Consider the following 19,217-nt stretch of genomic DNA (forward strand, 5'->3'; position numbering starts at 1 on the left):
CCGGCCGCAGATGGTCGAGGCAGCCATGCCGGCCGCGCTTTCCGCCGAAGCGCCGGCCCACGTGAACAAGCGCGGCACGATCGCCATGGTTGCCGGCGAGGCATCGGGCGATTTGCTGGCGTCTTTGTTGCTGGAGGGCCTGCACGCGCGGCTGGGCGATTCGGTGGACTACGCCGGCATCGGCGGCCGTCGCATGATGGCCCAGGGATTCGTCTCGCACTGGCCGATGGAGACGCTGTCGGTCAACGGCTATGTCGAGGTGCTCGGCTCGCTGCGGGAAATCCTGGCGACGCGCCGCGCCATCCGCGACCGGCTGCTGGCGCATCCGCCGCTCTGTTTCATCGGCGTGGATGCGCCGGATTTCAATTTCGGGCTGGAGGTGCCGCTGCGGCGCGCCGGGATTCCGGTCGTGCACTTTGTCAGCCCGTCGATCTGGGCGTGGCGCGGCGGCCGGATCCGCACGATTGCCCGCGCCGTCGACCACATCCTCTGCTTGTTTCCGTTCGAGCCCGAGATCTACGCCAAGGCGGGCATTCCCGCCACGTACGTCGGCCACCCGCTGGCCGACGTGATTCCGATGGTGCCCGACGTGGCTGGCGCCCGCCGGGCGCTGGGGCTGCCCGACGGCAAGCGGATCGTCGCGGTGCTGCCGGGGAGCCGGCAGTCCGAGGTGCGCAATCTCGGCGCCACGTTCTTCGAGGCCATGGCGCGCATGCAGCGCATGGATGGCAACCTGGCCTTCGTGCTGCCGGCCGCCAACGCGGCGCTGCATGCCATCGTCGAGGCGTTGCACGCGCAGCATCCCGAGATCGACCTGACGATTGTGGACGGTCAATCGCATCTGGCGATGGAGTCGGCCGACGTCGTGCTGCTGGCCAGCGGCACGGCCACGCTGGAGGCGGCGCTGTACAAGAAGCCGATGGTGATTTCGTACAAGGTGCCCTGGCTGACCGCGCAGATCATGAAGCGGCAGGGCTACCTGCCGTACGTGGGGCTGCCTAATATTCTGTCAGGGCGCTTTGTCGTGCCCGAGTTGCTGCAGGACGATGCCACGCCCGAGGCGCTGGCGCGCGAAACGCTGCTGCAACTGAACGACGAAGGCAATATCGCCTTCCTGCGCGAACACTTCACGACCATGCACGAGACGTTGAAGCGCGACACGGCCCGGCTGGCGTCGGGCGTGGTGGCGGACCTGATGCACAGCCGGGGAGTTGCCTGATGCCGCGCGCCAAGGCCGCCCAGGCCGCCGACGCCGGCCAGCTCGGGCTCGAACTCACCCAGACCGTCGCCGTCGTCCGCTACCTCTGCGGCGTGGACGAGGCCGGACGCGGTCCGCTGGCCGGCCCCGTGTACGCGGCGGCCGTCGTGCTGAACCCGGAACGGCAGATTCGCGGCCTGGCCGATTCGAAGATCCTGTCGGCGGACAAGCGCGAGGTGCTGTTCGACCGCATCTGCGAGCGGGCGCTGGGCTGGCACATCGCCTTTGCCACGGTCGAGGAAATCGACCAGATCAACATCCTCCATGCCTCGATGCTGGCGATGCAGCGCGCCGTGCAGGGGCTGGCGGCCAGCGGCGTGATACCGGACCTCGTGCAGGTCGACGGCAACCGTTGTCCGCAGGTGTCGTATCCGGTGGAAGCCATCGTCAAGGGCGATGCCAAGGTGCGCGCCATCTCGGCGGCGTCGATCCTGGCCAAGGTCGCGCGCGACCGCAACCTCGTGGAACTGCACGCGGAATACCCGGAGTACGGCTTCGATTCGCATTTCGGCTATCCCACGCCGCAGCATTTCGCCGCGCTGGAGCGCCACGGCCCCACGCCGCATCACCGCCGGTCGTTCGCGCCCGTGCGCGTGGCGCTGGAGCGGCTGAGCGGCCTGGCGCCGGAAGCGCCGCCTTTCTAAGCTTTTTTCGACGTTCCTAAGACGTCTCCTACGACGACCACGCCTTGAAGCACGTCACTTCGCGCGACAACGCGCTGTTCAAGCATTTGAAGGCCCTGACGGGCTCGACCCATCAGCGCCGCAAGGCGGGCCAGTCCGTGCTCGATGGCGTGCACCTGGCGCAAGCCTATCTTGCCGCGCTGGGCCAGCCCGCGTCGTGCGTGGTGGGCGAGCGCCATTACGACCATCCCGAAGTCCTGGCGCTGCGCGACCAGGTGGAGTCCGAGCGCGTGGTCGTGCTGGCGGACGCGCTGTTCAGCCAGATCAGCAACGTGGCCAATGGCGTGGACCTGCTGTTCGTCATCGACACCCCCGGCGGCCACCTGCCGGCCAGGATCGACACGGACTGCGTGATCCTGGACGGCGTGCAGGACGCCGGCAACGTCGGCTCGATCCTGCGCAGCGCGGCAGCGGCCGGCATTCCGCATGCGTTCCTGACCACGGGCTGCGCGTTCGCGTGGTCGGTCAAGACGCTGCGGGCGGGCATGGGCGCGAACTTCCACCTGAACATCGTCGAACACTGCACGATGGACATGCTGGCGCCGCGCCTGGCGGTGCCGCTGCTGGCCACGTCCTCGCACGCCGATGCGGCCGTGTTCGATACCGATCTGCGGCAGCCGGTGGGCTGGGTGGTAGGGAACGAAGGGGCGGGCGTCGGGCCCGAGTGGATGGCGCGCGTGGCGCGCACGGTCGGCATCCCGCAGCCGGGCGGCCTGGAGTCGCTGAACGTGGCCGCCGCCACCGCCGTCTGCATGTTCGAGGCGGTGCGGCAGCGGCGGTCGGGTCAGTAGTTGTCCCGGTCGACCTTGATTTCCTGAAGGATCGTCGTCGCGATCTCCTCGATCGACTTGTGGGTCGACGACAGCCACTTGATGCCCTCGCGGCGCATCATCGCCTCGGCTTCGTTGACCTCGTAGCGGCAGTTCTCGATGGCGGCATACTTGCTGCCCGGCCGCCGCTCGTTGCGGATCTCGGTCAGCCGCTGCGGGTCGATCGACAGCCCGAAAATCTTCTGCTTGAACGCATAGAGCGCCGTGGGCAGCCGGCCCCGTTCGAAATCGTCCGGAATCAGCGGATAGTTGGCCGCCTTGAGCCCGTACTGCATGGCCAGATAGAGGCTGGTCGGCGTCTTGCCGCTGCGCGACACGCCCACCAGGATCACATCGGCTTCTTCCAGGTTCTTATGTGACTGACCGTCATCATGGGCCAGCGAGAAATTGATCGCCTCGATCCGGTTCTTGTACGCTTCGGTGTCGGCGTTCTGGTGGAAGCGGCCAATTGCATGCGTCGATTTCAGGCCAAGTTCTTTCTCCAGCGGCTCGATGAAAGTCTGAAACATATCCAGAATCATCGCCTTGGCGCGGCGAATCGCCTTGTTCGACTCCGGATTGACCAACGTGGTGAACACGATGGGCGGCACGCCCTCGTTGTAGAACGCTTCATTGATCTTGCTGACGGCTACGTGCGCCTTGTCCGGCGTATCGACAAACGGCATCCGCACCTTGCGGAAGCGCATCTCGAACTGGGCCAGGATCGAATGGCTGAACGTCTCGGCCGTGATGCCGGTGCCGTCCGAGACGATAAAGACCGTGCGGACGGCGGGGCGATCCGCGGCCACCGGGCTGGCGGCGGGTGACGGAGCAGGCTGGGAAGGCGTGGCCGGCGCCGGTTGCGAGGCGTCTGGCGCGTCGGGCAGGGACATATCTGAACGATAAAATGGAGCAGCCGCTGAGCGAAAGTGCGGTGCGGCACGGTAGAATAGCGGCGATCTTTTGGCTAAGCAATTCCGCCAACGCCGGCCAGACAACGATTCGGGGCCGGATTGTCGACAATGTGCGGCGCAGCATCGGCAAATGCCGAATCGCAGTCGGAATTGCTCAGCCAAGCGATCCGCCGGGGCCAGAACACCAAGAAAATACCGGTCGGTGCAAAAGATTTCTTACTTTGTTTTGAGGCTTTTATGACCAACCAGGTAGATAACGGCGCCTACGTGCTGCCGTTCGAAGAACTGCGCATGCAGGACGTGGAGACCGTCGGCGGCAAGAATTCGTCGCTTGGCGAGATGATCTCGCAACTGGCCGGCGCCGGCGTGCGCGTGCCGGGCGGCTTTGCCACCACGGCCCTCGCGTTCCGCGACTTCCTCGAACACAACAACCTGACCGCCCGGATCTCCGAGCGCCTGAAGACGCTCAACGTCGACGACGTCAAGGCCCTGGCCGAAGCCGGCGCCGAGATCCGCAACTGGGTGGCCACCGCCCCGTTCCAGCCCCGCCTGGAAGCCGAAATCCGCGACCACTACGCCCGTGTCTCCGCCCGCGAAGGCGCCGAGGCATCGTTCGCGGTGCGCTCGTCGGCCACGGCCGAAGACCTGCCCGACGCCTCGTTCGCCGGCCAGCAGGAGTCGTACCTCAACGTCAGCGGCATCGACGACATCCTCGACAAGATCAAGCACGTCTTCGCGTCGCTCTACAACGACCGCGCGATCTCGTACCGCGTGCACAAGGGCTTTGCGCACGACGTGGTGGCGCTGTCGGCCGGCGTGCAACGCATGGTCCGTTCGGACCTGGCCGCGTCGGGCGTGATGTTCACGATCGATACGGAATCGGGCTTCCCGGACGTGGTCTTCATCACGTCGAGCTACGGCCTGGGTGAGACGGTGGTGCAGGGCGCCGTGAACCCGGACGAGTTCTACGTCTTCAAGCCGACGCTGGAAGCGGGCAAGTACCCGGTCATCCGCCGTTCGATCGGCTCGAAGCTGATCAAGATGGAATTCACGAAGCCGGGCGAAGCCGGCCGCGTCAAGACCGTGGACGTGCCGCCCGAACTGCGCAACCGCTACTCGATCACCGACGAGGACGTCAGCGAGCTGGCGCGCTACGCGATGATCATCGAGAAGCACTATGGCCGCCCGATGGACATCGAGTGGGGCAAGGACGGCAAGGACGGCAAGATCTACATCCTCCAGGCTCGCCCGGAGACCGTGAAGAGCCAGTCGGCCGGCAAGGCCGAGCAGCGCTTCAAGCTCAAGGGTACCTCGGCCGTGCTGACCAGCGGCCGCGCCATTGGCCAGAAGATCGGCACGGGCCCGGTCCGCGTGATCAACGATCCGTCGGAAATGGAACGCGTGCAGCCGGGCGACGTGCTGGTGGCCGACATGACCGACCCGAACTGGGAACCGGTGATGAAGCGCGCCGCGGCCATCGTCACCAACCGTGGTGGCCGTACCTGCCACGCGGCGATCATCGCGCGTGAACTGGGCGTGCCGGCCGTGGTCGGCTGCGGCGACGCCACCGACGTGCTGAAGGACGGCACGCTGGTGACGGTGTCGTGCGCCGAGGGCGACGAAGGCCGCATCTACGACGGCCTGCTGGAGACGGAAGTCACCGAGGTCACGCGCGGCGAGATGCCCGAGATCGAGACCAAGATCATGATGAACGTGGGCAACCCGCAGCTCGCGTTCGACTTCGCGCAGATCCCGAACCACGGCGTCGGCCTGGCCCGCCTGGAATTCATCATCAACAACAACATCGGCGTCCACCCGAAGGCGATCCTGGACTACCCGCAGGTCGACTCCGACCTGAAGAAGGCCGTGGAATCGGTGGCCCGTGGCCACGCCAGCCCGCGCGCGTTCTACGTCGACAAGCTGGCCGAGGGCATCGCCACGATCGGCGCGGCGTTCTACCCGAAGCCCGTGATCGTGCGCCTGTCGGACTTCAAGTCGAACGAGTACAAGAAGCTGATCGGCGGTTCGCGCTACGAGCCGGACGAGGAAAACCCGATGCTGGGCTTCCGCGGCGCGTCGCGCTACATCGCCGACGACTTTGCCGAGGCGTTCGAGATGGAATGCAAGGCCATGAAGCGCGTGCGCGACGAAATGGGCCTGACCAATGTCGAGATCATGGTGCCGTTCGTGCGCACGCTGGGCCAGGCCGAGCGCGTGATCGAACTGCTGGCCAAGCACGGCCTGAAGCGCGGCGAGAACGGCCTGCGCATCATCATGATGTGCGAAGTGCCGTCCAACGCCATCCTTGCCGAGGAATTCCTGCAGTTCTTCGACGGTTTCTCGATCGGCTCGAACGACCTGACGCAGCTCACGCTGGGCCTGGACCGCGACTCGGGCATGGAACTGCTGGCCAAGGACTTCGACGAGCGCGACCCGGCCGTGCGCTTCATGCTGCAGCGTGCCATCTCCACGGCGCTGCGCCTGGACAAGTACGTCGGCATCTGCGGCCAGGGTCCTTCGGATCATCCGGATTTCGCGGCATGGCTGGCGAAGGAAGGCATCAAGTCTATCTCGCTGAATCCTGATTCTGTCGTGGAAACCTGGCAACAACTGGCTTCCTAAGGCATTTCGCGTCACAATAGCGACGTCCATACAAGCGGTGCCCGGCCTCGATGGCTGGCGCGCCGTGTGACACCGGCCCTGCGGCCAGGTGTTCCAACTGCCCCCGCAGGCGCCTCAGGCGTTTGGCGGGGGTTTTGTTTTTGGGGATCGGGATGACGTCGTACTTTTTTTGGTTTGCCGCGGCCGTGGTGCTGGTGATTGCCGAGATGGCCACCGGCACGTTTTACCTGCTGATGGTGGCCTGTGGCGTGGTGGCCGGCGGCCTGGCCGCCCTGTTTGGCGCGGAAGTGCCCATGCAGACCGTGACGGCCGCGCTGGTGGCGATCGTCGCCATCGCGGCGCTCCGGCGCACGCGCTACGGCAGGCTGCGCCGCAAGGACGCCGCGACCGACCCCGACGTGATCCTCGATATCGGGCAGGAGCTGGAAGTGCCTGCCTGGGATGCCTCGCGGCGCGCCCGCGTGCCGTACCGGGGCGCGGACTGGACGGTCGAGCTGGCGCCGGGCAACGAACCCGCGCCCGGCCGCTACCGGATCGTCGAGGTCCGGGGCGCCACGCTGATCGTGTCGCCGCGTTAGCCCGGCCCACGTTTTCCCTTTGCTTTTCCATGACCTTTGACGGGAGTCGTACATGCTCGCCTATCAGCTTGGTTTGTTTCCGCTGATCCTGCTCATCGCCGCGATCGTTCTGATCGCGAAGGCCATCAAGATCGTGCCGCAGCAGCACGCCTGGGTGCTCGAACGGCTGGGCCGCTACCACGCCACGCTGACGCCCGGCCTGTCGATCGTCGTGCCGTTCATCGACCGCGTGGCCTACAAGCACGTGCTCAAGGAAATCCCGCTCGACGTGCCGAGCCAGGTCTGTATCACCAAGGACAACACGCAGCTGCAGGTGGACGGCGTGCTGTACTTCCAGGTGACCGATCCGATGAAGGCGTCGTACGGGTCGAGCAACTTCGTGGTGGCCATCACGCAGTTGTCGCAGACCACGCTGCGCTCGGTGATCGGCAAGCTGGAGCTGGACAAGACGTTCGAGGAGCGCGAGTACATCAACCATAGCGTGGTCAACGCGCTGGACGAGGCCGCGGCCAACTGGGGCGTCAAGGTGCTGCGCTACGAGATCAAGGACCTGACGCCGCCAAAGGAAATCCTGCACGCGATGCAGGCGCAGATCACGGCCGAGCGCGAGAAGCGGGCGCTGATCGCGGCGTCCGAAGGCAAGCGGCAGGAGCAGATCAACCTGGCGTCGGGCGCCCGGGAGGCCGCCATCCAGAAGTCCGAGGGCGAGAAGCAGGCGGCCATCAACACCGCGCAGGGCGAGGCGGCCGCCATCCTGGCCGTGGCCGACGCGAACGCGCAGGCAATCGAGAAGATCGGCCATGCGATTCGCGGCGAGGGCGGGGCGGAAGCGGTCAACCTCAAGGTGGCGGAGGAATACGTGGCGGCGTTTGCCAACCTGGCCAAGCAGGGCAACACGCTGATCGTGCCGGGCAACCTGGGCGACATGAGTTCGATGATCGCCACCGCGCTGCAGATCGTGAAGGGTCAGAAGGTGGACCGCGTGCTCTGAGCGCGGCCTTGCGGAGCGCCCAAGAAAAACGGAGGCCGAAGCCTCCGTTTTGTCATTCCTTGCCGTCGCTTTTCATCAGGCGGGCTTTTTCGCGCTGCCAGTCGCGATTCTTCTCGGTCTCGCGCTTGTCGAACTGCTTCTTGCCCTTGGCCAGGCCGATCTCGCATTTGACGCGGCCGCGCGTGTAATGCAGGTTCAGCGGCACCAGCGTGTAGCCGCGCTGTTCGACCTTGCCAATCAGCTTCTTGATCTCGTCGGCCTTGAGCAGCAGCTTGCGCGTGCGCACGGGGTCTGGCTTGACGTGGGTGGACGCGCTCTGCAGCGGGCTGATATGGGCGCCGATCAGGAACATCTCGGCGTCGCGCACCACCACGTAGCCTTCCTTGATCTGCACGCGGTTGGCCCGGATGGCCTTGACCTCCCAGCCTTCCAGCACGATCCCGGCCTCGTAGCGCTCTTCGATGAAGTAGTCGAAAAAGGCCTTCTTGTTGTCAGCGATCGTCATGCGGGAGGTGGTTTCCTAGCGTAAGGTTGGGCGCCGCCGGGCAGGGCGGCGGTTGCGCTGCGGCGCGGCAAGTGGCGGCGCCGGGGTGCGGCAGCGTGCCGGGTTGGCGGCTGTCGGCTAAAATCACGATTTTAGCAAACCGCTCCGGCCCGGCCCAGCCCCGGGGCCACCGCAACCCGACTACATGGCAGACGTCCATAAATCCGTACTGCTCGGTTTTTCGGCCGAACAGATGTACGACCTGGTCACGCGCGTGGAGGACTATCCCAAGTTCCTGCCATGGTGCGGCGGCGTGGAGGTCTTCGAGCAGACCGAAACCCTGCTCGATGCCAAGATCCATATCCATTTCAGCGGCATCAAGCAGTATTTCCGCACCCGCAACACCCAGGAACGCCCCACACGCATCGATATGACGTTCGCGGACGGACCTTTCAAGACCTTCAACGGGTCCTGGCGGTTCACCCCGCTGCGCGCCGATGCCTGCAAGATCGAATTCCACCTGCACTACGAGTTTTCCAGCGTGCTGCTGGAAAAGATCATCGGCCCGGCGTTCAGCGTGATTGCCAACACGTTCGTCGATGCCTTCGTGAAACGGGCCGAGGTGGTCTATGCCAGCAAGCCCTGACGCGCCCGGCACGGTGCATGTGGCCGTCTGCTACGCGCGGCCCGACGCCATGTTCCTGAAGTCGCTGGACGTGCCGGCCGGCACCACGCTGCTGGGCGCCATACAGGCCAGCGGACTGACCGAGGCGCACCGCGAGGTTGATCCGACCACGCTGCGCGTGGGCATCTACGGCAAGCTCAAGACGCTCGATACGGTGGTGCGGGAAGGCGACCGGGTGGAGGTGTACCGCGCCCTGACTGCCGACCCGAAGACGGCGCGCCGCAAGCGCGTGCAGAAAACCCGCGCCTCCGGCGAGCGCGAGGGCCAGAAATGGCTGCGCGGCGGCGGGCAGGGCGCCTGACGGCCCCGCCCGGGCATCGGCCGAGCGGCTCAGCGGCTCAGCTCGTGCAGTGCTGGTTGATCGAATCGTTGGTCCGGGCCAGTTCGGCGGCGCGTTCGTCGTCATTGAGCCGCACCGGCGCGCCATCGGCGCCCGACCGCGACACGCGCACGCCGGCGCTCAGGCCCGTGGCGTAGTTGCGCATCTGCTGGCACCGCTCGTCGCGGGCCAGTTGCTCCCGTTCCTTCGTGGCGGCCTCCACATCGGCCTTCAGCCGTGCATCGCGCCGTTCGCGGAACGCCTCGTCGGCGTCGGCGGGCTTGTCGGTCTTGGCCTTGGCGCTCACCGTCTGCATGCGCGGCCCGCCGGCCTTGGCCTCGCCCTTGGCATCGGCAACCCGGGCCGGCTCGGCTTCCACCGGCCGATAGGTCCCCACTGCGCGGCCCGGCGCGGCCAGGATGGCGCGTTCCGGCACAGAAGGCGGCGGGGCGACATCGCTGTAGACCGTGCGCCCGTTGGCGTCCTTCCATTGCCATTGCGAGAAGGCGGTGCCGGGAAGGGCCAGGCTGGCGGCCAGCAGCAGGTACGGCGCGGACGATCGTTTCATGGCGATGGCGTGGGCAGAGTCGGGCAGGTCGGAGCGCAGGGACATCCAGCATCAGACGCCAGTGGGGTTGACTTTCGGAGTGACCCCTGCGGCATTGTCCGCTAGTCTACTGAGACTTGTCCGCCGCGTGCAAGCGGACGGACCATGCCACGCCGGCCATCAGCAACACGATGGCGGCGATTTCGAGCGGCCGGGGCCAGCGGTGGTCGAACACAAAGCCATATGCCAGCGCGAACAGCGTCTCGAAAACGATCATCTGGCCCGACAGCGTCAGCGGCAGCCGGCGGCTGGAAATGTTCCAGAGGTTGTTGCCAATAAGCGACGCGCCGAGCGCCACGGCCGCGTTGACCGTCCAGAACCACTGCCAGTCTCGGCCGCTGCCGGGCGCCGATAGCGCGTCGCCGACGGCCAGCCAGCCGGCCCCCGCCAGCACCAGCGATACCAGTCCGGTCGATAGCCCGTACAGGGCCGACCACTCGTTGCCGCTGAAGTGCGGATGGCGCTGCAGGTAGCGCGCGTTGTCCACCGCGTAGAGCGTCCAGCTCACCAGCGCGCCGGCCGCGCAGAGCACGCCGACGATCTTCTGCCAGACCGTGCGCACCGCGCCGTCCGCCGCGGCGGCGCCATGCGCGGCACCGCCGCCGCCGAACAGGTCGACGTTGATGCACGCAATGCCGGCCGCCACCACCAGCAACGGCAGCGCCAGCCGGGCCAGCGGCACGGCGCCGTGGTCGCGACGCCCCATCAGCGTGACCGAGATCGGCAGGATGCCGATGATCAGCGACGTCGGCCCCACGCCGGCCAGTTGCACGCCGAACGCCAGGAACACGTAGTAGAGCAGGTTGCCCGTGAACGCCTGGCGCAGCAGCGCCACGCAATCGCCGCGCGTGAGCTTGCGCGCGATCCGCCGCATCAGCGGCACCGACGCGACCAGCGCCACCAGCCCGTACGCCAGGTAGCGCCCGAGCGCCAGTTCCCACGGCGAAAACGCCGGCAGCAGCTTGGGTGCGATGAAGACCATGCCCCAGAACGCGCCCGCCAGCAGGCCGCACAACACGCCGATTCCCATGGTCTCCAGAGCCTTGCCCGAAAAGGAGGCCGAGAATAGCAAACCGGATGCAAGAAGGCATCAGCAAATCCTGCATTCCTGTATAATCTGCTTTTGCGCCTAGAGGATTCGCTATGCGTCTTGTCCAGAAAGCACTCACATTCGATGACGTGCTGCTCGTCCCGGCCTATTCGGCCGTCCTGCCCCGGGATGTTTCCCTCCGCACCAAGCTGACCCGTTCGATCGACCTGAATATCCCGCTGCTGTCCGCCGCCATGGACACGGTGACGGAAGCCCGCCTGGCCATCGCCATGGCACAGGCCGGCGGTATCGGTATCGTCCACAAGAACCTGAAGCCTGCCGACCAGGCCCGCGAAGTGGCGCGCGTGAAGCGCTACGAGTCGGGCGTGCTGCGTGATCCGATCACCATTTCGCCGGACATGAAGGTCCGCGATGTGATCGCGCTGTCGCAGCAGCATGGCATTTCGGGTTTTCCGGTGCTGGAAGGCAAGACCGTAGTCGGCATCATCACCAACCGCGACCTGCGTTTCGAGGAAGAACTCGACGCCCCGGTGCGCGCCAAGATGACCCCGCGCGACAAGCTGGTGACCGTGGCCGAAGGCGCGCCGCTGGACGAAGCCAAGCGCCTGATGAACCGCCACCGCCTGGAGCGCGTGCTGGTGGTCAACAGCGCGTTCGAGCTGCGCGGCCTGATCACCGTCAAGGACATCCAGAAGGCCGTGGACAACCCGCTGGCCAGCAAGGACGCCCACGGCCAACTGCGCGTAGGCGCCGCAGTCGGTGTGGGTCCGGACAATGACGAGCGCGTGGAACTGCTGGTCAAGGCCGGCGTGGACGTGATCGTCGTCGACACGGCGCACGGCCACAGCCAGGGCGTGCTGGACCGCGTGCGCTGGGTCAAGCAGAACTTCCCGCAGGTGGACGTGATCGGCGGCAACATCGCCACCGGCGCGGCCGCGCTGGCGCTGGTCGAGCACGGCGCCGACGGCGTCAAGGTGGGCATCGGCCCCGGTTCGATCTGCACCACGCGGATCGTGGCCGGCGTGGGCGTGCCGCAGATCACCGCCGTGTCGAACGTGGCCGAGGCGCTGAACGGCACCGGCGTGCCGCTGATCGCCGATGGCGGCATCCGCTACTCGGGCGACGTGGCCAAGGCCCTGGCGGCCGGCGCGCACACCGTGATGATGGGCGGCATGTTCTCGGGCACCGAGGAAGCGCCCGGCGAGGTGTTCCTGTTCCAGGGCCGCTCGTTCAAGAGCTACCGCGGCATGGGTTCGGTCGGAGCGATGAAGGACGGCGCGGCCGACCGCTACTTCCAGGAAGACAACACCGCCAACGTCGACAAGCTCGTGCCGGAAGGCATCGAGGGCCGCGTGGCCTACAAGGGCCCGGTGCAGGCGATCATCCACCAGTTGACCGGTGGCATCCGCGCGTCGATGGGCTACTGCGGCGCGAGCTCGATCCCGCAATGGCACGAGACCGCCGAGTTCGTCCAGATCACCGCCGCGGGCATGCGCGAATCGCATGTCCACGACGTGCAGATCACCAAGGAAGCCCCGAACTACCATATCGACTGATTGCGACATGGTCGGTACCACGGCCGCGCCGGTTCCGTTTCGCGACGGGGCGGCGCGGCCGCGTCGTAACAAGGAGCGCCCATGAAGGTTTTGCTGCGAGCCGTGCTGTTCTTCGATGCCTTGCTCGATCTGCTGCTTGGCCTGCTGCTCGTGATGTCGCCGTTCACCACGCTGTACGCCGCGCTGCAGCTGCCGGTGCCCGAGCCGGCCCTGTTCGGCCAGTTGCTGGGCGTGGTCACGCTCGGCATGTCCTGGCTGCTGTTCTCCGCCACGTTCAATGGCCAGATGACAGTGCCCGTGGCGCGCGTCGCCGGCTTCGTCAACCTGGCCAGTGCCTTGCTGGTCGCCGCCTGGACGCTGTTCCTGGACATGCCTGTGCAGCCGGCCGGCAAGGTCTGGCTGCTGACGCTGGCGGCCATGTTGATGTTCTTCGCGATTGTCCAGTTGCCGTCGGCCAAGAAGGTGCGGCTGCGCGAACGCGCGCTAGCTGACCAGGCAAAGGCTGACCGCGCCGGGCGCGAGACCGGTGTCTACTATCCGAATCCCGTAACTGACGTAAGCGACGTGACCGACGTTGCCGACAGCGGCGTCGGCCGCCCGGTACACCCGGCCACGAAGTCCCCCGCATCCCCCGAATACCGGCGCGAGCCGGTCATCACGCCGCCCCCGGGCTATGGCCCGGGCACCGAGGTGATGCCCGAACCCGATCCGGACGCACTGCCCAATGCCCATCATGCACGACAAAATCCTCATTCTTGATTTCGGTTCGCAAGTCACGCAGCTTATCGCCCGCCGCGTGCGCGAAGCGCACGTCTACTGCGAGATCCATCCGAACGACGTCACCGACGAGTTCGTCCGCGACTTCGCGCCGAAGGGCATCATCCTGTCCGGCAGCCACGCCAGCACCTACGAGGACCACCAGTTGCGCGCGCCGCAGGCCGTGTGGGACCTGGGCGTGCCCGTGCTGGGCATCTGCTACGGCATGCAGACCATGGCCGTGCAACTGGGCGGCAAGGTGGAGTGGAGCGATTCGCGCGAATTCGGCTACGCCGAGGTGCGCGCCCACGGCCACACGAACCTGCTCAAGGACATCGAGGACTTCGCCACGCCGGAAGGCCACGGCATGCTCAAGGTCTGGATGAGCCACGGCGACAAGGTCACGGCGCTGCCGGACGGCTTCAAGCTGATGGCGTCCACCCCGAGCTGCCCGATCGCCGGCATGGCCGACGAGGCGCGCGGCTACTACGGCGTGCAGTTCCACCCCGAAGTCACGCACACGGCCAAGGGCCGCGAGATGCTGGAGCGCTTTGTCCTGCAGATCTGCGGCACCCGCGCGGACTGGGTGATGCGCGACCACATCGCCGAAGCAGTGCAGAAGATCCGCGAGCAGGTGGGCGACGAGGAGGTGATTCTGGGCCTGTCCGGCGGCGTCGATTCGTCGGTGGCGGCCGCGCTGATCCACCGCGCCATCGGCGACCAGCTCACCTGCGTGTTTGTCGACCACGGCCTGCTGCGCCAGGACGAAGGCAAGATGGTGATGGAGATGTTCGCGGGCCGCCTGCACGCGAAGGTCGTCCACATCGACGCGTCCGAGCAGTTCCTGGGCCACCTGGCCGGCGTGACCGATCCCGAGCAGAAGCGCAAGATCATCGGCCGCGAGTTCGTCGAGGTGTTCCAGGCCGAGGCCCGGAAGCTCAGCAACGCCAAGTGGCTGGCGCAGGGCACGATCTACCCGGACGTGGTGGAATCGGGCGGCACCAAGACCAAGAAGGCGACCACGATCAAGAGCCACCACAACGTGGGCGGCCTGCCGGAGACGCTGGGCCTGAAGCTGCTGGAGCCGCTGCGCGACCTGTTCAAGGACGAAGTGCGCGAACTGGGCGTGGCACTGGGCCTGCCGCCCGAGATGGTCTATCGCCACCCGTTCCCGGGCCCGGGCCTGGGCGTGCGGATCCTGGGCGAGGTCAAGCGCGACTACGCCGACCTGCTGCGCCGTGCGGACGCCATCTTCATCGAGGAACTGCGCAAGACCGTGGCCACCGAGCAGGACGCCGCCGCGGGCCTGTGCGAGCCGCACCACGTCGGCAAAAGCTGGTACGACCTGACCAGCCAGGCGTTCGCGGTGTTCCTGCCGGTCAAGTCGGTCGGCGTGATGGGCGATGGCCGCACATACGACTACGTGGTGGCTCTGCGCGCCGTGCAGACCACGGACTTCATGACCGCCCACTGGGCGCACCTGCCGTACGCGCTGCTGGGCCGCTGCTCGAACCGCATCATCAATGAAGTGCGCGGCCTGAACCGCGTGGTCTACGACGTCTCGGGCAAGCCGCCGGCGACGATCGAGTGGGAGTGATCTCCCCGATGACCCCTCCGGGCGCGGCCATCCGCGCCTGAACCGGGCGGTGGCGCCGCGTCCGCGTCGCCCCGTCCGTCTTCCCTCAGACAGCCGCCGGGTATGCCTCGCGCGGCGCCACTTCCAGCCGGTTGCCACCCAGCGCCTTGGCGCGGTAGAGCGCCCGGTCCGCCTGCGCCAGCGCGTCGCCCAGGGCCGGGGCCGGGCCATCGAACTGCGCCAGCCCAATGCTGACCGTGGCCGGGATGCCGACATTGCCGGTCGGGGCCGAGACGTTCTCGGCGAACCGTTTCGCCACGGCCTCGCCCAGCGCCTGCGCGCGGCGCGCGTCGTCGCCCGACAGCAGGGCGGCGAATTCCTCCCCGCCGATGCGCGCCAGCAGCGTGTCCGCGCCCACCACCTCGCGCGCGATGGCCGCGAACGACTTCAGCACCTCGTCGCCCGCGTGATGGCCGTAGCGGTCGTTGATCGCCTTGAACTGGTCGAGGTCGAAGGCCAGCACGGCCACGGGCCCCCGGGCGCCGGCGCCGCCGAGAATGCGGTGGCCCTGCTCGAAGAACCAGCGGCGGTTGCCCAGGCGCGTCAGGTAGTCGGTCAGCGATTCCTGCAGCAGCTGGCCGTGATTTTCCTCCCGGATCATTTTCAGGATGGTCATCGGCAGGATCACCGAATACAGCACGCCTTCGTACATCGTCACCTTGCTGGCGGCGGCCTGCAGCGCCGGCCCGTAGGCCGACACCAGCCACGGCAGCAGGAAGGCGCGACCCAGGTACAGCACGGCGTGGATGCCGGTCACGGCCACGACGATATGCCGCGCGAAGAACGGCTTCATGGCTTCGCAGCGCAGCATCTCGCGCGCGGTCATCGCGCTGACGGCGGCGATGGGGAAGGCGCTGATGTGATTCCAGACCAGATCCATCCACCGGGCGCCGGATACGACCCATATGCCCGCCATGCCGACGAGCACCACCACCGCGCTGACGCGATAGCGCCGCCCGCTCAAGGCGGCAATGCCGTTGAGGACCAGCAGGTAACCAGACAGGATGACGAGATTGCAAAGTGCCGAACCGAGCGCACCGGGCAGGGTGCGGCGGAACAGCACGCCGGCGCAGCCGATGGCGATCGTCGCAAACCCGGCGGCGAGCACGCGCAGCGCCCGGCTGTGGCGAGGATTGGCGCGATGCTCCCAGAACATCATGCCCGCGCTGGCCAGCAGGGTGCCTATCGCCAGAAGATAAAGGGTGAGGAGATCGACGTACATCCAGATGTAAAGACATTGCGCCAGCGCGTTGCGCCGGCAGCCGGAATTCTACGTTGGAATTACGGCTGTCCGTGGATGGTTCCGAAGTTCTCCGTGGCTTGCCTGTTGCGGGAAAACGCCGCGCGGCCGGCCCTTGCGGGCCGACGTGCCGCCGGCATTACACGGTCACGGGCGGGGCAGGCGCGCCGGGGCGCGCGGAATCGTCAGCATGATCGAGATGGCAGCCACCACGACCATCGACAGGTTGAACAGCAGCGCCAGGATCGCGGCGGCCCGTACGGCTACCTGTTCCTGCGAGCCCTGGAAGTCGATCAGGCCGCTCAGCACCGACGCCCCCTCGGGGTGAACGCGCACCGCCGTGAAGATGGCCGCGGAGATCGCCACGCCAAACGCGCCGCCCAGCGACGACGCCATCTTGTAGATGCCGGCCCCGGCGCCCGCCTGCTGCTCGGGCAGGGCGGACAGCGCCGCATCGGTCGACGGCGTCGCGTAGAACGCCAGCCCGATGCCCTGCAGCGCAAAACCGATCATCGCCGCGATCTTGTAGTCCTCAAGCGTCAGGTGCGTCATCCCCAGGCAGATCACCGACGCCCCGGTCAGCACGCAGCCCCACAGCATCGGCTTGCGCGCGCCAAACCGCTGCAGCAGCTTCTCGCCCACGCGGATGAACGCGATGATGGTCACCGCGAACCCGATCGTCAGCATGCCGGCCTGCCGGGCGGTCAGGCTGCCGCCCAGTTGCACCAGCTGCATGACCACGATCAGCGTGCCGGCCACGCCGTTGAGCATGAAGTTGGAGATCGTGGCGCCGGTGTAGATGCGGCTGCGGAACAGACGGAAGTCGATGAACGGGTCGGCCGTGCGGCGCTCGTGGCGCAGGAAGACCGCGCCGAACACCACCGCCAGCGCCGCCAGCAGCAGCGTGTTGAGGCTGGACCAGCCAAACCGGGCGCCCTGCGTGACCACCACCTGCAGCGCGATCATCGCCACCATGAAGGTCAGGATGCCCAGCCGGTCGATCCCGGCGTCGCGCCGGCTCTCGGCGCGCGTCTCGGGCGTGCCGCGGATCATCATCAGCCCGGCCACGGCCGCCGCTACCGAGATGAAGAAGATGGCGCGCCAGCCGAACTGGGCCGAAACCACCCCGCCGAAGATCGAGCACAGCCCCGATCCGCCCCAGGAGCCGATCGACCAGATGCTGATCGCGCGCTGGCGTGCCGCGCCTTGCCAGTAGGTCTTGATCAGCGCCAGGCTCGACGGCATGATGCACGCCGCCGACAGCCCCTGCAGCGCGCGGCCGGCCAGCAGCGCGGGTGCGGCCAGCGTGCCGGCCGGGGCCAGCGCCACCAGCAGCGATCCCGCGATGCTCAGGCAGAAGCCGAGTTGCAGGATCCGGTAGCGGCCGATGCGGTCGGCAATGCCGCCCATGAACACGATGAAGATGCCCGAGAACAGTGCCGTGATGGCCACGGCGATGTTCATCGTCGTGGGCGCCAGGCCCAGCTCCTCGCCCATGTCGGGCGCGATGTTGAGCGTGGTCTGGGCGAACAGCCAGAACGTCAGCACCCCCAGGACGATGCCAAACAGCACCCGGTCGTTGCCGGCGAAGTGTGGCGGTTGCGCTTGCGCTGGCCTGGGCGGTGTGTCGATGCCGCGACCGCCCGCGGTATTACCCGTGACGTGGTTCATGACTGTCCTCTGGTTGTGATGGGTGCGATGCTCGGTCCATCGTATTTCCGGGGATAAGTGACAGTCTTGACGCGGATCACGGGGTGCGGTGCGGCATCGTCGTCTGCTGGAAAAGGGGGCCGGCGGCGCGGAGTCTTGACGCAGGCCATGGCAGACCGGCGCGGGCGTGGCCACGATGGCCGCTTTTTTACAAGCGGCCACGCTCTCCCATGACCCATTACGATTGCCTCGAACAGATCACAGACGCCGCCGCGCGCGCGCGCGCCATCGGCGGCCTGACCCGCCTGCGGCAGGCGCTGGCGCAGGAAATTCCCGCTCGCACCGCCACCGACACGCTGCTGCTGGCGACGTGGAACATCCGCGAGTTCGATTCAGGCAAGTACGGCTACCGGTCCGACGAGGCGTACCTGTACATCGCCGAAGTGCTGAGCCGCTTCGACCTGATCGCGGTCCAGGAGGTGCGCGACGGCCTGTACCCGCTGCAGCGCCTGCAGCGGATGCTCGGCCCGTGGTGGGGCCATCTGGTGACGGACGTCACGCTGGGCGCCTCCGGCAACGCCGAGCGCATGGCCTATCTCTACGACCGCCGCAAGGTCCGCTTCACGGGGCTGGCGGCCGAGCTGGTGCTGCCCCCGCCGGGCCGGTCCGCGCCGGCGCCGGTGCAACTGGCGCGCTCGCCGTACCTGGCCGGGTTCCAGGCGGGATGGGCCTACCTGACGCTGGCCACCGTCCACATCTACTACGGCACCAGCCGGCCCGACGACGCGCGCCGGCTGGCCGAGATCACGGCGTTCAGCCAGACCGTCGCCCAGGCGGCCGGCAAACTGTCCGCCGCGCCGCAGCCGGCGCCCGGCGCCAAGCCCGATCCGGGCAACCTGATCCTGCTCGGCGACTTCAATATCTTCAATCGCCGCGACGTGACGATGCAGGCCATCACCAAGGCGGGCTTCATCGTGCCGCCCGAGCTGCAATCGGTGCCAGGATCGAACGTGGGCAAGGACCGCCACTACGACCAGATCGCCTATTTCCGGCAGCTGTCGAGCATGGCGCCCACCGGCCGCGCGGGCGTGTTCGACGTGTTCGAGCACGTGTACCGGCTGGCCGATGCCGACGCCTACGCCGCCGAGCGCCAGTCGCGCCCGGGCCGCAGCTTCAAGGACTGGCGGACCTACCGCATGAGCGACCATCTGCCGATGTGGATCGAGTTCGGCATCGACGACGCCGACGCCTGGCTGGAGGGCCTGGCGCGCTAGCCAGCACGGCGCGCGGTTCCGGTCTATGCTTGCGCCTGCGGCGCCGCCAGGCGGGGCCAACCACCGCCGGACACCGCGCAGGCATCGTCCCCATCCCACGACCA

General features: G+C 67.2%; 18 protein-coding genes. 12 read left to right on the forward strand and 6 right to left on the reverse strand.

Features of this window, described 5'->3' with window-relative positions; translation table 11 throughout:
* Positions 1-25: 25 nt before the first annotated feature.
* From lpxB to QTN24_RS08900, 3 genes are read left to right on the forward strand one after another with little or no spacing between them, the layout of a single operon-like run.
* The gene (gene lpxB / locus QTN24_RS08890) at positions 26-1,219 is read left to right on the forward strand and encodes a lipid-A-disaccharide synthase (protein WP_409558999.1); all 1,194 of its coding nucleotides are present in this window, start codon (positions 26-28) and stop codon (positions 1,217-1,219) included.
* Positions 1,219-1,902, forward strand: a complete 684-nt coding sequence (rnhB, locus tag QTN24_RS08895) for a ribonuclease HII (protein ID WP_124684160.1) — start codon at positions 1,219-1,221, stop codon at positions 1,900-1,902. The genes lpxB and rnhB overlap by 1 nt, the downstream gene beginning before the upstream one ends.
* Positions 1,903-1,946: 44 nt before the next feature.
* A complete protein-coding gene (locus tag QTN24_RS08900) occupies positions 1,947-2,732 on the forward strand; it encodes an RNA methyltransferase (protein ID WP_313836535.1) in 786 nt (261 codons plus the stop codon).
* Here QTN24_RS08900 and QTN24_RS08905 read toward each other — a convergent pair.
* Positions 2,726-3,643, reverse strand: coding sequence for a pyruvate, water dikinase regulatory protein (locus tag QTN24_RS08905; RefSeq protein WP_313836537.1), 918 nt, complete (start codon positions 3,641-3,643; stop codon positions 2,726-2,728). The genes QTN24_RS08900 and QTN24_RS08905 overlap by 7 nt on opposite strands.
* A gap of 258 nt (positions 3,644-3,901) precedes the next feature.
* Between QTN24_RS08905 and ppsA the strand changes: the two genes are divergently transcribed.
* The 3 genes from ppsA to QTN24_RS08920 all read left to right on the forward strand — a co-directional run bounded on the left by ppsA (position 3,902) and on the right by QTN24_RS08920 (position 7,855).
* Complete coding sequence (ppsA, locus tag QTN24_RS08910) at positions 3,902-6,286, forward strand: phosphoenolpyruvate synthase (protein ID WP_124684163.1); 2,385 nt, start codon at positions 3,902-3,904, stop codon at positions 6,284-6,286.
* Positions 6,287-6,438: 152 nt separating this feature from the next.
* A complete protein-coding gene (locus tag QTN24_RS08915; RefSeq protein ID WP_124684164.1) occupies positions 6,439-6,864 on the forward strand; it encodes an NfeD family protein in 426 nt (141 codons plus the stop codon).
* 52 nt (positions 6,865-6,916) lie between these two features.
* Entirely contained in the window at positions 6,917-7,855 is a 939-nt protein-coding gene (locus QTN24_RS08920; protein ID WP_124684165.1) for an SPFH domain-containing protein, read from the forward strand.
* Between the two features lie 52 nt (positions 7,856-7,907).
* Here QTN24_RS08920 and smpB read toward each other — a convergent pair whose 3' ends face one another.
* A complete protein-coding gene (gene smpB, locus QTN24_RS08925) occupies positions 7,908-8,360 on the reverse strand; it encodes an SsrA-binding protein SmpB (protein WP_124684166.1) in 453 nt (150 codons plus the stop codon).
* 184 nt (positions 8,361-8,544) lie between these two features.
* On the opposite strand from smpB, the gene QTN24_RS08930 reads away from it, so the two are divergent.
* Positions 8,545-8,985 (forward strand): type II toxin-antitoxin system RatA family toxin, encoded by a 441-nt coding sequence (locus tag QTN24_RS08930; RefSeq protein WP_124684167.1) that lies wholly within the window; start codon positions 8,545-8,547, stop codon positions 8,983-8,985.
* The gene (locus QTN24_RS08935) at positions 8,969-9,325 is read left to right on the forward strand and encodes an RnfH family protein (protein WP_313836539.1); all 357 of its coding nucleotides are present in this window, start codon (positions 8,969-8,971) and stop codon (positions 9,323-9,325) included. Before QTN24_RS08930 ends, QTN24_RS08935 begins: the two co-directional genes overlap by 17 nt.
* A 37-nt stretch (positions 9,326-9,362) precedes the next feature.
* On the opposite strand, the gene QTN24_RS08940 is transcribed toward QTN24_RS08935, so the two are convergent.
* Together QTN24_RS08940 and QTN24_RS08945 are read right to left on the reverse strand one after the other, a co-directional pair.
* On the reverse strand, positions 9,363-9,911 hold the full coding sequence (locus QTN24_RS08940) for a DUF4124 domain-containing protein (protein ID WP_313836541.1): 549 nt from the start codon (positions 9,909-9,911) through the stop codon (positions 9,363-9,365).
* Positions 9,912-10,017: 106 nt separating this feature from the next.
* Positions 10,018-10,980, reverse strand: a complete 963-nt coding sequence (locus QTN24_RS08945) for a DMT family transporter (RefSeq protein WP_124684170.1) — start codon at positions 10,978-10,980, stop codon at positions 10,018-10,020.
* A gap of 113 nt (positions 10,981-11,093) precedes the next feature.
* Between QTN24_RS08945 and guaB the strand changes: the two genes are divergently transcribed.
* The 3 genes from guaB (at position 11,094) to guaA (ending at position 14,910) form a co-directional block, all read left to right on the forward strand.
* The gene (guaB, locus tag QTN24_RS08950) at positions 11,094-12,557 is read left to right on the forward strand and encodes an IMP dehydrogenase (RefSeq protein WP_124684171.1); all 1,464 of its coding nucleotides are present in this window, start codon (positions 11,094-11,096) and stop codon (positions 12,555-12,557) included.
* Between the two features lie 81 nt (positions 12,558-12,638).
* Entirely contained in the window at positions 12,639-13,316 is a 678-nt protein-coding gene (locus QTN24_RS08955) for a hypothetical protein (protein WP_313836543.1), read from the forward strand.
* On the forward strand, positions 13,291-14,910 hold the full coding sequence (gene guaA, locus QTN24_RS08960; RefSeq protein WP_124684173.1) for a glutamine-hydrolyzing GMP synthase: 1,620 nt from the start codon (positions 13,291-13,293) through the stop codon (positions 14,908-14,910). Before QTN24_RS08955 ends, guaA begins: the two co-directional genes overlap by 26 nt.
* Positions 14,911-14,995: 85 nt before the next feature.
* On the opposite strand, the gene QTN24_RS08965 is transcribed toward guaA, so the two are convergent.
* Together QTN24_RS08965 and QTN24_RS08970 are read right to left on the reverse strand one after the other, a co-directional pair.
* Positions 14,996-16,171 carry a diguanylate cyclase gene (locus QTN24_RS08965; protein WP_313836545.1) on the reverse strand — a complete coding sequence of 392 codons (1,176 nt, stop codon included), beginning with the start codon at positions 16,169-16,171 and terminating at the stop codon, positions 14,996-14,998.
* A gap of 165 nt (positions 16,172-16,336) precedes the next feature.
* Positions 16,337-17,860: an MFS transporter gene (locus QTN24_RS08970; RefSeq protein WP_124684175.1), complete on the reverse strand. Its 1,524-nt coding sequence runs from the start codon at positions 17,858-17,860 to the stop codon at positions 16,337-16,339.
* Between the two features lie 209 nt (positions 17,861-18,069).
* Between QTN24_RS08970 and QTN24_RS08975 the strand changes: the two genes are divergently transcribed.
* Complete coding sequence (locus tag QTN24_RS08975) at positions 18,070-19,113, forward strand: endonuclease/exonuclease/phosphatase family protein (protein WP_313836547.1); 1,044 nt, start codon at positions 18,070-18,072, stop codon at positions 19,111-19,113.
* Positions 19,114-19,217: the final 104 nt, after the last annotated feature.

This window comes from Cupriavidus sp. SZY C1, from assembly GCF_032190535.1.
GTDB lineage: Bacteria > Pseudomonadota > Gammaproteobacteria > Burkholderiales > Burkholderiaceae > Cupriavidus > Cupriavidus pauculus_C.